The sequence below is a fragment of the Xanthomonas sp. NCPPB 3959 genome (assembly GCF_056675575.1).
In genome coordinates this window covers 123,163-136,575 of sequence record NZ_JBWWVR010000012.1, presented here as the reverse complement: position 1 = coordinate 136,575, position 13,413 = coordinate 123,163, and the positions used below count along the sequence as shown (strand labels likewise).

Sequence of the window (13,413 nt, the reverse complement as noted above, 5' to 3'; positions counted from 1 at the left end):
GATAACGAGTGACGCCGTTGCGCGCGTCCAGCGCATGGATGCCATCGCCAGCGCACTCAAGCGTGGCGAGTGTGCCGCTGCAGCGGTGCAAGCGCGGTGATGGGTCACCCGCGCCACAGCATCACCGCGTTACGGCATCCACGCCAGCAACTGATCCAGGCGCCGATGCGGATCGTCCTGCTGCAACAACGACAGGCGTTGTTGCTCGGTCAGCGGCAGCAACTCGGCCAACCGCCAACCCACCCAGGCCGCTTGATCCAGCAGGCCAGGTCCGGCCGATGCGAATTCGCCACCCACCTGTTCGAGCATGCGCTCGAGCACGGTGGCCAGCAGGCTGTGCTCGGGGCGCAACTCGTCATCGCTGTCAGGCTCGCACCAACTTACCTCGCCCACGACAAGCCCGTTGTCGCGGATGCGCGAACGCTGCACATGGAAGCGCCGCGTCCCGCGCAAACGCAGTACCAGCACACCGTCGGCACCAACGTCGAAATCCTCGATACGCACTTCGGTGCCGAACGCCGCCGGTGTCGCTGGTACGCCGACTTCTGCGCCATCCAGAATCAGACACACCCCGAAACTGGTGCCGGTGCGGCCGCACTCGCGCACCAGATCCAGATAGCGCCGCTCGAACACGCGCAAACCCATCGCAGCGCCCGGCAACAGCACGTTGTGCAGCGGAAACAGCGGCAGTGCGCTGCTGTCGGCAGTGGTGGTCATTTCGTTCATCAGGACAGCTGCGCCAGAAAGCGACGCGGCGCGCCGTCGAAGCCGCCATTGGACATGAACACCACATGGTCGCCGGGCTGCGCAATCTCGCCCAAGGTGTGCAACAACGCATCCACGTCGTGCGCCACATGTGCATCACCGCGCACCTGCGCAACGATCGGCGCCGCATCCCAGGCCAATTCGGGCCGATGCAGGAACACCACCGCATCGGCATCTTGTAACGATGGCGCCAACGCCTGCGCATGCGCGCCCAGCCGCATCGAATTGCTGCGCGGCTCCATCGCTACCAGCACGCGCGCCGCGCCGACCTTCGCACGCAAGCCCTGCAGCGTGGTCGCAATCGCGGTGGGGTGATGCGCAAAATCGTCGTACACGGTGATGTCGCGCGCCTGCCCCAGCACTTCCAGTCGCCGTTTGACGCTTTGGAAGCGCGCCAGCGCCGGCATCACACTCGCCGGATCCACGCCCACTGCATGCACGGCGGCCAGCGCCGCCAACCCGTTGAGCACGTTATGCCGCCCGACCAGCGGCCAGTGCACCTGGCCGATCTCCACACCGCGATGCAGCACTGCAAACACGCTGCCATCGGCCGCGATCAAGCGTGCGCTCCACTCCAGCGCCGCATCGAAACCGAAGCGCTCCACCGGCGTCCAGCAGCCCATCGCCAGCACCTCGGCCAGGCGAGCATCTTCGCCGTTGACGATCAGCCGCCCGCGCGCCGGTACCGTGCGTACCAGATGATGAAACTGGCGCTGGATCGCCGCCACGTCGGGAAAGATGTCCGCATGGTCGTATTCCAGGTTGTTGAGGATCGCCACCAGCGGCCGGTAGTGCACGAACTTGCTGCGCTTGTCGAAGAACGCAGTGTCGTACTCGTCGGCTTCCACCACGAATTCGCGCCCCTGCCCCAACCGCGCCGACACGCCGAAGTCTTCGGCCATCCCGCCGATCAAAAAGCCCGGCGCACGCCCGGCCGCCTCAAGCAAAAAGCTCAAAATGGTGGTGGTGGTCGTCTTGCCATGGGTGCCGGCGACCGCCAGCGTGTCGCGGCCCGGCAGCACCTGCTCGGCCAGCCACTGCGCACCGGAGGTGTAGCGACGCCCCGCGTCCAGCACCGCTTCCACGGCGGGGTTGCCGCGCGACAAGGCATTGCCGATGACCACATCGGTGGTCTCGGCCGAAATATTGGACGGCGCGTAGCCCTGCGCCAGCGCGATGCCGAGCGTTTCCAGCTGCGTGGACATCGGCGGATAGATGGCTTGGTCGCTGCCCTCTACCGGCCAGCCCAGCTCGCGCGCAAGGGCGGCGACACCGCCCATGAAGGTCCCGGCGATGCCGAGGATGTGGAGTTTGGTCATGCCGCACATTGTCGCCGATCGCCGGAGTTGCGGGACATTCCGATCCATCGCCAACGGCGCTGTCAGGAAACTCCTACCGTACTGTCGGGAATTTCCCGATATGCGAACTTCGTCACATATCTCACTATGCTGAACGCCAGTCGCAGCACCCTTTTGGTCCTACTCCCCAAGTGGCCAAAATCCCCAGGGGGCTCATGCTGTCGGGGCTCTGAGCAAGCCCATTACTGGCGTTATTTCGCCCCGGCCGTCTTGTACGACCGGGGTTTTTCTTTTTGCGGCATCGCACATGCGAAAAAGCCGCGCAGCCTGATGGCGCGCGGCCTTGTGAACCAGGTGCGCGGGCCAGGCATCGCGCCCGGCCCCAGCCGACTCAGCAACCCAGCGCCTTGCTGATGCGCTCGAGCACTTCGTCCAGCGAACCCACGCCATCCACGCGCGCCAGCTTGCCGCGCTGCTCGTAGAAGCCGATCACCGGTGCGGTGGAATCGGTATAGACCTGCAGGCGCTTGCGTACCGACTCGGGGTTGTCGTCTTCGCGGCCCTCGGCCTTGGCACGACCAGCGATGCGCTCGACCAGCAACTCGCTGGCAACATCCAACTGCACCACCGCATCCAGCGGCTGACCGATCTTGCCAAGCAATTCGTCCAGCGCATTGGCCTGCGCCACATTGCGCGGATAGCCGTCGAGGATGAACCCCTTGGCGACATCGGCCTGACCGAGCCGCGCCTCCAGCATGCCGAGCAGAATTTCGTCGGACACCAGATCGCCACGCGCCATCACTTCCTTGGCCTTCAGGCCAAGCGGTGAACCAGCGGCCACTTCGGCGCGCAGCAGATCGCCGGTGGAAATATGCGGGATCTCAAACGTGTCTTTGAGCCGTGTCGCCTGGGTGCCCTTGCCCGAACCGGGCGGTCCCAACAGAACCAATCGCATCAGTGGACTCCACTTTCGAATAAAAACGCGTTGCGGTTGGCGGCGTTAGACTCAGGTCTTCGCCAGCGCTGACCGTTTGGTCGTGCAGCTTACCGCATCCGGGGAATGTCCCGGCACTGTCCCCTGCGCCATGCCCCATTGAGGAGCCCGTCCCCTATGACCACTGGCAACTTGTTGTATGCCCAATCCGGCGGCGTTACCGCCGTCATCAACGCCACCGCCGCCGGTGTGATCACCGAGGCGCGCGCGCGCAAGATCAAGGTGCTAGCCGCACGCAACGGCATCCTGGGCGCATTGCGCGAAGAGCTGATCGACACCTCGAAAGAATCCGCCGCCGCGATCGCCGCACTGGCGCAGACCCCCGGCGGCGCATTCGGCTCGTGCCGCTACAAGCTCAAATCGCTGGAAGAAGACAGCGCCAAGTACGAGCGCCTGCTGGATGTACTGCGTGCGCACGACGTGCGCTGGTTCCTCTACAACGGCGGCAACGACTCGGCCGATACCGCGTGGAAGGTCTCGCAACTGGCCAAGGCCTACGGCTACCCGCTGCACTGCATCGGTGTGCCCAAGACCATCGACAACGATCTGGCGGTGACCGACACCTGCCCCGGCTTCGGCTCGGCGGCCAAATACACCGCGGTCTCGGTGCGCGAAGCCGCCCTGGATGTCGCCGCGATGGCCGACACCTCGACCAAGGTCTTCATCTACGAAGCGATGGGCCGCCACGCCGGTTGGCTGGCGGCGGCAGCGGGGCTCGCAGGCCAAGGCCCGGACGACGCACCGCAGATCATCCTGCTACCCGAGCGCGCCTACGACCAGGCCGTATTCCTGACCAAGGTCAAGCAGGTAGTGGAAAAAGTCGGCTGGTGCGTGGTGGTCGCCAGTGAAGGCATCCAGGACGCACAGGGCACGTTCGTCGCCGACGCAGGCGGCGCCACCGACTCGTTCGGGCATGCGCAACTCGGCGGCGTCGCCTCATTCCTCGCCGCGCAAGTGAAGCAGGAACTCGGCTACAAGGTGCACTGGACACTGCCCGATTACCTGCAACGCTCCGCACGTCACTTGGCCTCCAAAACCGACTGGGAGCAGGCTCAGGCCGTCGGCAAGGCCGCCGTGCAATACGCGCTTAAGGGCATGAACGCGGTGATCCCGGTGATCGAACGCGTCAGCGACGCACCGTACCGCTGGAAGATCGTGCCCGCCCCGCTGCACAAGGTGGCCAACCACGAAAAGAAGATGCCGCCCAGCTTCCTGCGCAAGGACGGCTTTGGCATCACCGACCGCGCCCGCCGCTACTTCGCACCGCTAATCAAGGGCGAAGCGCCATTGGCTTACGGCAGCGATGGCCTGCCGAAGTATGTGACGTTGAAGAATGTGGCGGTGGCGAAGAAACTGTCGGCTTGGGAAGGCTGAGTTTCAGGTGTTGCCAGGCGGAAGAATCCGTCGCTTCCATCGAGAGGACCGCATGCGCAACCTGCCCTAGCCTTCTCAGCATACTTTTGCAGAAAGCTGAGAGCAAAAGGCATCGGTGGATTAGCTGATTCCGCCAATGGAGCCTGGCAGCAAGAACTCGCTTGATTGCGCAATCACTTCAGCGCTACATCGTCAGCTTTCGAAGCCGACCAAAAGACAAAACAGCGCATCCCAACATTGCCGGGGTGCGCTGTTTTTAGTATCTCGAAACGAAACAGAATCGCTCGTTTACTGACAAGCCTTGCCTTCCACCGTCATCTGCGCAGCAAACATCGGTACCTGCGGCATCTTTCCGGCAGCGGCCTGTTGCTTGGCGTCTTCCAGATAGATGCGCGACTGGCCCTGTCCATCGAGTTGCGGCTTTGCCTCCACCGGCTTGCGCCAGATGCGCACCACCGCCTGCTGCGCCGGGCAGGTGGCGCTCGGGACGCGGATCACGTCGTTGAAGATCCAACCCGATGCGACGCTGGGCGTGGCCTTGGCGAAATCCACGAAGCGTGCGCGCGGCTGGCAGGTCGGGCTGCTACGCACGACCGAGAAGGTGTATGGCTGCGCGGCGTTGCCGGTGAACACGCCTTCTAGGCGAGCGCAGGCTTCGGGGATCTGGCGCAAGGTGTGCACGGCACCGACCGCTTGCGCGGTGCCCGCTGCACGCTGTTTCAACTCCGGCGTTGGCTCAGCAGCAAGCGCGTAGCTGGTGAGCAACAAGGCTGCAATCGTCACGGCAGACTTCGACGCGGCATAGTTCGACATACACACTCCTGGATCGGGTCGATCACGTTGGGCCGCAGGCTGTCACGCCGCGACTGAACAACGTGCCAAAGCCGTGGTGGTGGCGGCCTCACAAGGTGCGGCGCATACTCGGCCGCGATCCGGCCACATGAACATCGCGACGCGCGTTACGGTCATTGTGGCCGTCGAGTCCGTATTCGCCAGTCCACTCGCTGCGTGCATCGCCCTTGGTTCGTCCCGACCGGACGACATCCATTCTCTTGGGAGGGGTCATGCTGGAACATTACGGATTACTGCTTGCACTGGGTTGTGCGGTCCTGGCAATCGTCTATGGAATTGTGTCGGCACGCTGGGTGATCGCGCAGCCGAGTGGTAACGCACGCATGCAGGAGATCGCTGCCGCGATCCAGGAAGGGGCGCGCGCTTATCTCAATCGACAGTACCTCACCATCTCGATCGCCGGCGGCGTGCTGTTCGTGTTGGTCGGGCTGTTTCTGAGCTGGTACACCGCGGTGGGTTTTGCGATCGGCGCGGTGCTGTCGGGGCTGGCGGGCTATATCGGCATGAGCGTGTCGGTGCGCGCCAATGTGCGCACCGCCGAGGCCGCGCGGCATGGCATCGGCAAGGCGATGGATGTGGCCTTCCGCGGCGGCGCCATCACCGGCATGCTGGTGGTGGGTTTGGGATTGCTCGGCGTGGCCGGTTATTACGCGGTGCTGCAGGCGATGGGCCTGCCGTTGGAGCAAAACCTCCACGCACTGGTGGGGCTGGCGTTCGGGTCTTCGCTGATCTCGATCTTCGCGCGCCTGGGTGGCGGCATCTTCACCAAAGGTGCGGACGTGGGTGCGGATCTGGTCGGCAAGGTCGAAGCCGGAATTCCCGAGGACGACCCGCGCAATCCGGCGGTCATCGCAGACAACGTTGGCGACAACGTCGGTGACTGCGCAGGCATGGCGGCGGATCTGTTCGAAACCTATGCCGTCACCGTGATCGCCACGATGTTGCTGGGCAGTCTGACGCTGGCCGACACCGGGCCGCATGCGGTGCTGTATCCGCTGGTACTCGGTGGCGTGTCGATCATCGCCTCGATCGTGGGTGCGGGCTTCGTCAAGGTCAAAGCCGGTGGCTCGATCATGGGCGCGCTCTATAAAGGCGTGATCGTCTCAGGCGTGCTGGCCGCACTCGCCTACTGGCCAATCACCCAGACGCTGATGCGTGACAACATCCATGGCGCGGCTTCGTTGTATGTGTGCGCATTGATCGGCCTGGTGCTCACCGGCCTGATCGTCTGGATCACCGAGTACTACACCGGCACCCAATACAAGCCTGTGCAGCACGTGGCAGCGGCGAGCACCACCGGCCATGGCACCAACATCATCGCGGGGCTTGGCATCTCGATGAAATCCACTGCGCTGCCGGTGATTGCGGTGTGTGCGGCGATCTGGGGTGCGTTTTATTTCGGCGGGCTGTACGGCATTGCGACCGCCGCCACTGCGATGTTGTCGATGGCCGGCATGATCGTCGCGCTGGATGCGTATGGGCCGATCACCGACAACGCCGGCGGCATCGCCGAAATGGCCGAGCTGCCACCGGAAGTGCGCAACATCACCGACCCGCTGGATGCGGTGGGCAACACCACCAAAGCGGTGACCAAAGGCTATGCGATCGGCTCGGCGGCGCTGGCCGCCTTGGTGCTGTTTGCCGACTACACCCACAACCTGCAGGCGGCCAATCCTGGCGAAGTCTTCGCCTTCGATCTGTCCGACCACACGGTGATCATCGGCTTGCTGATCGGCGGGTTGATCCCCTACCTGTTCGCGGCGATGGCGATGGAAGCGGTGGGACGCGCGGCAGGCGCAGTGGTCGAGGAAGTCCGCCGCCAGTTCCGCGAGATCCCGGGAATCATGGCCGGCACTGCCAAACCGCAATACGACCGCGCAGTCGACATGCTGACCCGCTCGGCGATCCGCGAAATGATCGTGCCTTCGCTGCTGCCGGTCGTGGTGCCGATCGTGATCGGCCTGCTGCTCGGGCCACGTGCGCTGGGCGGGCTGTTGATCGGCACGATCGTCACTGGCCTGTTCCTGGCAATCTCGATGACCACCGGCGGCGGTGCCTGGGACAACGCCAAGAAGTACATCGAAGACGGCCACTTTGGTGGCAAGGGCAGCGAAGCCCACAAGGCCGCGATCACCGGCGACACAGTGGGAGACCCCTACAAGGACACCGCAGGGCCGGCGATCAATCCGTTGATCAAGATCATCAACATCGTGGCCTTGCTGCTGGTGCCTTTGCTTTAGTGCGTTCCATGCCTTCTGAACGTGTGCAACCCGGCGTCAAGCACGCAGGCCTCCAGCATCTTGGCCGGTGACGACGGACGACGGAGTAGAGCGCGGCTGATGCGGTCATCGCAGCACTCCGCTGCCATTGGCATGCGACCGGGCCGGCAGCAGATAGAGCTGTGCGAGATGCGCAGCTCCACCTGTCACATGCTCAGAGGCAGCCGATCAGGCCGTCATAGATCGGCGGCGCGCCGTTCGGCAGCGGCTCGAACAGCGGGTTGGTCACCGCCAAGGTGCGATACATCTCGTCCAGACCGGTCCCGGCCTTCAACGGCGCCGTGCAACGCCAGACCCGGCTATCGGAACGCAGGTACCCGCTGCGGGGATCGACGCTGACCTCGCTGGCGCCAAAGGTCCAGATGCAGCTGCGCACCACGCCGGTCACCCGATGCACCGAGCAGCGGAAGCGTAGCGGCTGGTAGTCGCTGAATTCGCCACCGCAAAAGGTGTCGCCGCAAATATTGTCGAAATCGCGTTCCAGCCGCTGCTCCAGATCGACGAACGCCTCCCAGCCTTCGCCATTGGCGGGCCAGTCCACCGCGTCGACGAAGGTCGGCGGCGGTGTTGCCGCGGCGGCAACCTGGACGAACACAGACAGCAGCAGGACAACGAGCAAACGTGCGAGCTTGGACATGGCAATTCCCTTGCAGTGGATGAGCCTGCAGCGTGCGCCGCGCCTTTGGCCGCAACGATCGGGGAGCTGCTCATGATGAATGCGGACTATGCCGCGTGCCGGGGTCGGCGCATTGCCTATTCAGTGTCGCTGCACCGCAACAGCCGAACGCGTAGAATCGCGCTCCACACACTGCTGAAGCCTCGGAGCTACGCGCATGGGACTGGAACTGGTCACCGCCGGCAAGAATCTGCCGGACGAAATCAACGTCGTCATCGAGATCCCCAAGGATTCCGAGCCGGTCAAGTACGAAGTGGACAAGGCCAGCGGCGCGATCTTCGTCGACCGCATCCTGTCGACCCCGATGCGTTACCCCTGCAACTACGGCTACGTGCCCAACACCTTGTGTGGCGATGGCGACCCGGCCGATGTGCTGGTGGTGCTGCCGCTGCCGCTGGTGCCTGGCTCGGTGGTGCGTTGCCGTCCGGTGGGCGTGCTGCGCATGAGCGACGAAGCCGGTAGCGACGAAAAAATCCTGGCCGTGCCGATCGAGAAGATCTTCTCCGGCTATGCGCACATCGAGGACATCAACCAGGTGTCCAGCCACTGGATGGAGCGCATCGGCCACTTCTTCGAGCATTACAAGGACTTGGAGAAGGGCAAGTGGGTCAAGCTGGATGGCTGGGGCGGCGCGGCCGAGGCCAAGCGCATCCTGGTGGAGTCGGTGGAACGCTACAATTCCGACGCAGCCTGATCGATCGAGCGTGATGCAGCCCTGCAGATGCAGGGCGACCGGGATCACGCTTTTCGCGTGATCCCGGTGACCGCAGTCGGCAGATTGGGTACATTGCCGACAGCGTATGACCGGTGTCTGTCGCCGGTGACTCTTGGGGAAGTGTCTTGCGTATTCTGTTTGTTGGGGACGAAGCCAGCCTTCCGTCCGACCTGAGCGACTATGTCTCTGATCTGGGCGATCAGTGGCAGGCGCAGCAAGTGGCCGACGGAAATTCGGCGATCGAAGCTGCCGCGTTATCGCCGTTCGATGCCGTCATCGTTGCACCGGTGCTGCCCGATCTCACTGCCGCCACGTTGCTGGGGCAAATCCGTACGTTGCGCCCGGACACCATTCGTATCGCGTTGATCGATGCGCAGGATGGTCAGCGCACCCCGCCGGCCCGCATCATCGGGGTGGCCCATCGCTTCCTGCCGATGCCGCTGGCGCCGGAAGTCCTGCTTGAGGCGGTCACCAGCCTGGAAGAGCTGCGCGATCTGCTCACCAATCCGCGCTTGCGCGCCGCGATCGGGCGGATCGAGAAACTGCCGTCGCCGCCGCATCTGTATTTGAGCCTGATGCACGCGCTGGAAGAAGACGAAGGCGCCGACGCGGCCGACATCGCCAAGCTGATCGCCGGCGACCCGGCGATTGCGGCAAAAGTGCTGCAGTTGTGCAATTCGGCGTTTTTCTCCGGTGGCCGCAGCATCACCGATCTGCGCACGGCGGTGACCCGTCTGGGCGTGGCGACGCTGCGCGATCTGGTGCTGGCCAGCGAAGTATTTTCGGTGCAGACCCTGACCCCGGCCGAGCGCAATGCGATGCAACGCCGCGCCCTGCTCTCTTCGCGTCTGGCTGCAAAAGTGTTGCCACCGACCAGTGCAGAACTCGGCTCCACCGCCGCGCTGCTGGCCGATATCGGCCTGTTGCTGCCCGGCGTGCGCGACGAGCGCGAACCGCCGGCCGAAGGCGGCGACGAGCGCCTGGGCCACACAGAAGCGGGCGCGTACCTGCTCGGTCTGTGGGGCCTGCCGATGCCGATCATCGAAGCGGTGGCCTTCCATCGCCACCCGCAGCGCTCCAGCCTGCGCAGCTTCTGGGTGACCGGCGCGGTGCATGTCGCCACGGCCCTGGCCAGCGGCGAAGCCGTGGACGAAGAGTATCTGTCCAAGGTGGGCGTGATCACGCGCCTGCCGAAGTGGCGCGAGCAGGCCGAGACGTTGTTGGGGCTCGCCGAGGCTTAAAACCAAGGCGCTACTGCTGATGTAGCAAGCCGATATAACAAGAAGGGCGCGACATGGTCGTGCCCTTTTTCTTTGGCTGCTTCCAGCTGTTTTTCCAGGCCATTTTCTTGAATAACTGGCTACCATACACAGCGAATATAACTGTCGCTCGCCGCGCATTACTCGCGCATCGAAGCACATCCATACGCACTCCGTGACTCACGTAGTTGCCTGCATCGCAGGCCTCACGCTACCTGCAGTCAAGACAAGGCAATCGACAAACGATAGACAAAAAAACGGGCCTTTCGGCCCGTCTTTTTTTCACCTTACGACGCTTCGATGATCAGAAGCGCTGGTTGTACTGCACGAACAGGAAGCGGTCGTAATCCAGCATCGGATCGATGGCCGCAGTGCTGCTGTTGGTGATCGAGTAGGTCACCGGCGGCTGCTTGTTCCAGATGTTGCGGGCACCAACGGTTACGCTGCCATCCCACGGAGCCTGCCAGGTGACAGAGACGTCCTGGTAGGAGATCGAGCCCTTCTTGTTGGAACCGGTGCCACCGCCCCAGCCCGGATTCGGGGTCTGGTAGTTCGGGTTGTTGCACTCGATGCCAGCCGCTGCATCCCAGCAATAATCACGGAAACCGCCGTAGTAACGCAGGTTCCAGTTGGCCGACAACGCACCCAGCGACCAGTCCAGACCCAAGGTGGCACGCACGCGCGGGAAGTTCCAGTAGCCGGCGGAGTTTGCCCACTCGGCACCGGCTTCTGCCTGCGACTTGTAGGTCGCCAGGTAGTTGGTGTCCAGGTTGACAGCGAACTTGCCGTACGCGGTTTCCGGCATGCGGTAACGCACACCGAAGTTGTAGCCTTCGGTTTCCAGACGGCCCAGGTTGACGTTGCCGCGGCTCAGCGTGGTGACCTGCCCGGTGACCGCGTCGCGACCGTAGTCGGCGCAGTAGCTGGCCAGGCTGTTGAGGTAGCAGTTGTTCAACACATCATTGGCCGTCAGCGACGTGATGATGTTGGAGATCGAAATGCGGTACCAATCCAGCGAGAAGTCCAGGCCCTGCACCCAATGCGGGCTGTACACCATGCCCACGGTCCGGGTGATGCTGTATTCCGGCTCAAGCTCGGCATTACCCACGCCCGAATTGAACGGCGCATTGCCCTGCACGTCGCGGCGGGTGACCGGATTGCCTGCGGTGTCGGTCTGACGGAAACCAGCCGGCAAGCCTTCGCCGGCGCAGCGTGCTGCCACACCCGCATTGCCCAGCGAACCGAAGGTCGCATCGCACGGATCGGTGAAGGTATCGAACGTCTGCGAGCCGCCACCGAAGGTGTCCGACAGCGTCGGCGCACGGAACCCGGTGCCGTAGGTACCGCGCACCAGCAGGTCGTCGATCGGCTTCCAGGTGAAGCTGAACTTGCTGTTGGTGGTATCGCCGAAGCGGCTGTAGTTGCTGTAACGCGCGGCCACGTCGAACGACAGTTCCTTGGCGCCCGGCAGATCCTTCAACACCGGGATCAACAGCTCCAGATAGGCTTCGTTGGTCTGGTAGCGACCTTCGGTGGCCTGCGCAGCCAGGTCGGTGGTGTAACCGGCGCTGGACAGCTGATCCGGGTAGTCGTAGCCACTGATTTCGCGGTGCTCGACGCCTGCGGCGAAGCCAAGCTCACCGGCCGGCAGATCGAACAGACCACCGGTGACGTTGGCGGTCCACTGCTTGCTCAGGCTCTGCTGCGTCGACTGACCCAGTGCATTGATGTACTGCAGCGCGTTCGGTGTGGAGGCCGACGGGCCACCCAGGATGTTGAACGGGGTGCACTGGCCCAGCGCGTTGCTGGTGCCCAGCGGCAGCGGGCTGGCAGCCGTACCGCACTGCACCTGACCCTGTGCATTGAGGAACGACGGGCCCAGCGCCTTCTGCAACGCCAACAGGTTGATGTTGCCGCGCGAAACCTGCGTCACATCGTACTTGTTGTAGTTGAAGCCCACGTCCCAGTTCCAGCCGTGGCTACCCACGTCGAACACGCCTTCCAGCGCTGCATCGAAATGCAGGGTCTTGACGTTGCTTTCGGTGGTGCGCGGCAGTTCGACCGTGCGGCGGAACCAGCTGGTGATGTCCTGGCCGACCGGGTTGTAGTAGCTGCTGCCGCTGATCGCCACCGGAAACTGCGGCTGCGAAGAGGCCTGCAGCGGGTAACCGGCGATCTGACGGTTCGAGTCGCGCTCGGAGTACATCGCCGTCGACTTGAAGGTGATGCTGTCGGTGATGTTGTAGCTGCCGGTGGTGAAGATCGACTTGTTGCGGCTGGATTGCTGCAACATCATCTGGTCGACGGAGTTGTAATAGTCGTCGGTGGTGATGTCGTTGTGGTAGTTGGCGATGTTGCGCGAATCCGCACCCACGCCACGGCCGTCGAACGAACCGGTGTGGTTGAGGATGTAGGTTTCACCATTGGAGGTGAAACGACCCCACGGGCCGGTCGCGCTCAGGCTGTCTTCGATGTGGTTCGGGCCGGCCGAGTAACGGGTCAGCGCGCGATCCTTGGCCCACACCGGATCTTCGTTGGTGTAGTTGGCGCCGAACACCAGCGACGCACGGTCGGTGGTGGTGCCGGCGGTGAAGGAGTACTGCTCCTTGGAACCGTCGCCACGACCGTTCTGGCCAAAATACGCCGAGGCTTCTGCACCGTCGTAGTTCTGGCGCAGGATGATGTTGACCACACCAGCCACGGCGTCGGAGCCGTAGATCGCCGAGGCGCCGTCCTTCAACACTTCGATGCGCTCGATCAACGAGCTCGGGATGGTGGACATGTCGGTCAGGCCGTTCAGGCTACTGGTCCAACGCTTGCCGTTCACCAACACCAGGGTGCGGTTCTCGTTAAGGTTATACAGGTTGACGTATTGGCCGCCCTGCTCCGGGTCGGAGGTCAGCACTGCAGCCTTGCTGTAGGTCTGGGTGCCGGCAATCGACAGGTTCTGGAGGATGTCACCAACGCTGACCAGACCCGACTTCTGAATGTCCTGCTGGGTGACGGTGAACACCGGCTGTGCGGTTTCAACGTCGACCGAGCGGATGCGCGAGCCGGTGATTTCAATGCGGTCCAGCGTCGTGGTCGACGGGGCGGACTGCTCTTGTGCATTGGCGGCAAAAGCCGGCGTCAACGCGATCGCAATACCGGCGGGCAACAGGCCCAGCCGCACTGCGGAGGTGCGAAGGTTCATCAATCTCT

10 protein-coding genes are annotated in these 13,413 nt (G+C 63.5%); 4 read left to right on the top strand and 6 right to left on the bottom strand.

Annotation, left to right across the window (positions count from 1 at the left end; translation table 11 throughout):
* Positions 1–129: 129 nt before the first annotated feature.
* From AC1KVG_RS15210 to AC1KVG_RS15200, 3 genes are all read right to left on the bottom strand, one after another.
* A complete protein-coding gene (locus AC1KVG_RS15210) occupies positions 130–726 on the bottom strand; it encodes an LON peptidase substrate-binding domain-containing protein (RefSeq protein WP_115040906.1) in 597 nt (198 codons plus the stop codon).
* A complete protein-coding gene (gene mpl, locus AC1KVG_RS15205) occupies positions 726–2,093 on the bottom strand; it encodes a UDP-N-acetylmuramate:L-alanyl-gamma-D-glutamyl-meso-diaminopimelate ligase (RefSeq protein WP_481094934.1) in 1,368 nt (455 codons plus the stop codon). Before mpl ends, AC1KVG_RS15210 begins: the two co-directional genes overlap by 1 nt.
* A 361-nt stretch (positions 2,094–2,454) precedes the next feature.
* Positions 2,455–3,018 carry an adenylate kinase gene (locus tag AC1KVG_RS15200; RefSeq protein WP_481094933.1) on the bottom strand — a complete coding sequence of 188 codons (564 nt, stop codon included), beginning with the start codon at positions 3,016–3,018 and terminating at the stop codon, positions 2,455–2,457.
* Between the two features lie 156 nt (positions 3,019–3,174).
* On the opposite strand from AC1KVG_RS15200, the gene AC1KVG_RS15195 reads away from it, so the two are divergent.
* The gene (locus AC1KVG_RS15195; RefSeq protein ID WP_481094932.1) at positions 3,175–4,431 is read left to right on the top strand and encodes a 6-phosphofructokinase; all 1,257 of its coding nucleotides are present in this window, start codon (positions 3,175–3,177) and stop codon (positions 4,429–4,431) included.
* A gap of 288 nt (positions 4,432–4,719) precedes the next feature.
* On the opposite strand, the gene AC1KVG_RS15190 is transcribed toward AC1KVG_RS15195, so the two are convergent.
* Positions 4,720–5,244, bottom strand: a complete 525-nt coding sequence (locus tag AC1KVG_RS15190) for a hypothetical protein (protein ID WP_481094931.1) — start codon at positions 5,242–5,244, stop codon at positions 4,720–4,722.
* A gap of 251 nt (positions 5,245–5,495) precedes the next feature.
* Here AC1KVG_RS15190 and AC1KVG_RS15185 point away from each other — a divergent pair, with 251 nt between their 5' ends.
* A complete protein-coding gene (locus AC1KVG_RS15185; RefSeq protein ID WP_481094930.1) occupies positions 5,496–7,523 on the top strand; it encodes a sodium-translocating pyrophosphatase in 2,028 nt (675 codons plus the stop codon).
* A gap of 193 nt (positions 7,524–7,716) precedes the next feature.
* On the opposite strand, the gene AC1KVG_RS15180 is transcribed toward AC1KVG_RS15185, so the two are convergent.
* Complete coding sequence (locus tag AC1KVG_RS15180) at positions 7,717–8,199, bottom strand: hypothetical protein (RefSeq protein WP_481094929.1); 483 nt, start codon at positions 8,197–8,199, stop codon at positions 7,717–7,719.
* Between the two features lie 196 nt (positions 8,200–8,395).
* On the opposite strand from AC1KVG_RS15180, the gene ppa reads away from it, so the two are divergent.
* A complete protein-coding gene (ppa, locus tag AC1KVG_RS15175) occupies positions 8,396–8,932 on the top strand; it encodes an inorganic diphosphatase (RefSeq protein WP_006449843.1) in 537 nt (178 codons plus the stop codon).
* Positions 8,933–9,045: 113 nt separating this feature from the next.
* Positions 9,046–10,194 carry an HDOD domain-containing protein gene (locus tag AC1KVG_RS15170; RefSeq protein ID WP_043889416.1) on the top strand — a complete coding sequence of 383 codons (1,149 nt, stop codon included), beginning with the start codon at positions 9,046–9,048 and terminating at the stop codon, positions 10,192–10,194.
* A 322-nt stretch (positions 10,195–10,516) separates the two neighbouring features.
* Here AC1KVG_RS15170 and AC1KVG_RS15165 read toward each other — a convergent pair whose 3' ends face one another.
* Positions 10,517–13,405, bottom strand: coding sequence for a TonB-dependent receptor plug domain-containing protein (locus AC1KVG_RS15165; protein ID WP_023905020.1), 2,889 nt, complete (start codon positions 13,403–13,405; stop codon positions 10,517–10,519).
* Positions 13,406–13,413 lie beyond the last annotated feature (8 nt).

Excerpts from the sequence above, each read along its gene's own strand:
- AC1KVG_RS15210 (WP_115040906.1), bottom strand. The coding sequence starts at position 726 with ATGAACGAAATGACCACCACTGCCGACAGCAGCGCACTGCCGCTGTTT.
- AC1KVG_RS15195 (WP_481094932.1), top strand. The coding sequence starts at position 3,175 with ATGACCACTGGCAACTTGTTGTATGCCCAATCCGGCGGCGTTACCGCC.
- ppa (WP_006449843.1), top strand. The coding sequence starts at position 8,396 with ATGGGACTGGAACTGGTCACCGCCGGCAAGAATCTGCCGGACGAAATC.
- AC1KVG_RS15185 (WP_481094930.1), top strand. The coding sequence starts at position 5,496 with ATGCTGGAACATTACGGATTACTGCTTGCACTGGGTTGTGCGGTCCTG.
- AC1KVG_RS15165 (WP_023905020.1), bottom strand. The coding sequence starts at position 13,405 with ATGAACCTTCGCACCTCCGCAGTGCGGCTGGGCCTGTTGCCCGCCGGT.
- mpl (WP_481094934.1), bottom strand. The coding sequence starts at position 2,093 with ATGTGCGGCATGACCAAACTCCACATCCTCGGCATCGCCGGGACCTTC.
- AC1KVG_RS15190 (WP_481094931.1), bottom strand. The coding sequence starts at position 5,244 with ATGTCGAACTATGCCGCGTCGAAGTCTGCCGTGACGATTGCAGCCTTG.
- AC1KVG_RS15180 (WP_481094929.1), bottom strand. The coding sequence starts at position 8,199 with ATGTCCAAGCTCGCACGTTTGCTCGTTGTCCTGCTGCTGTCTGTGTTC.
- AC1KVG_RS15200 (WP_481094933.1), bottom strand. The coding sequence starts at position 3,018 with ATGCGATTGGTTCTGTTGGGACCGCCCGGTTCGGGCAAGGGCACCCAG.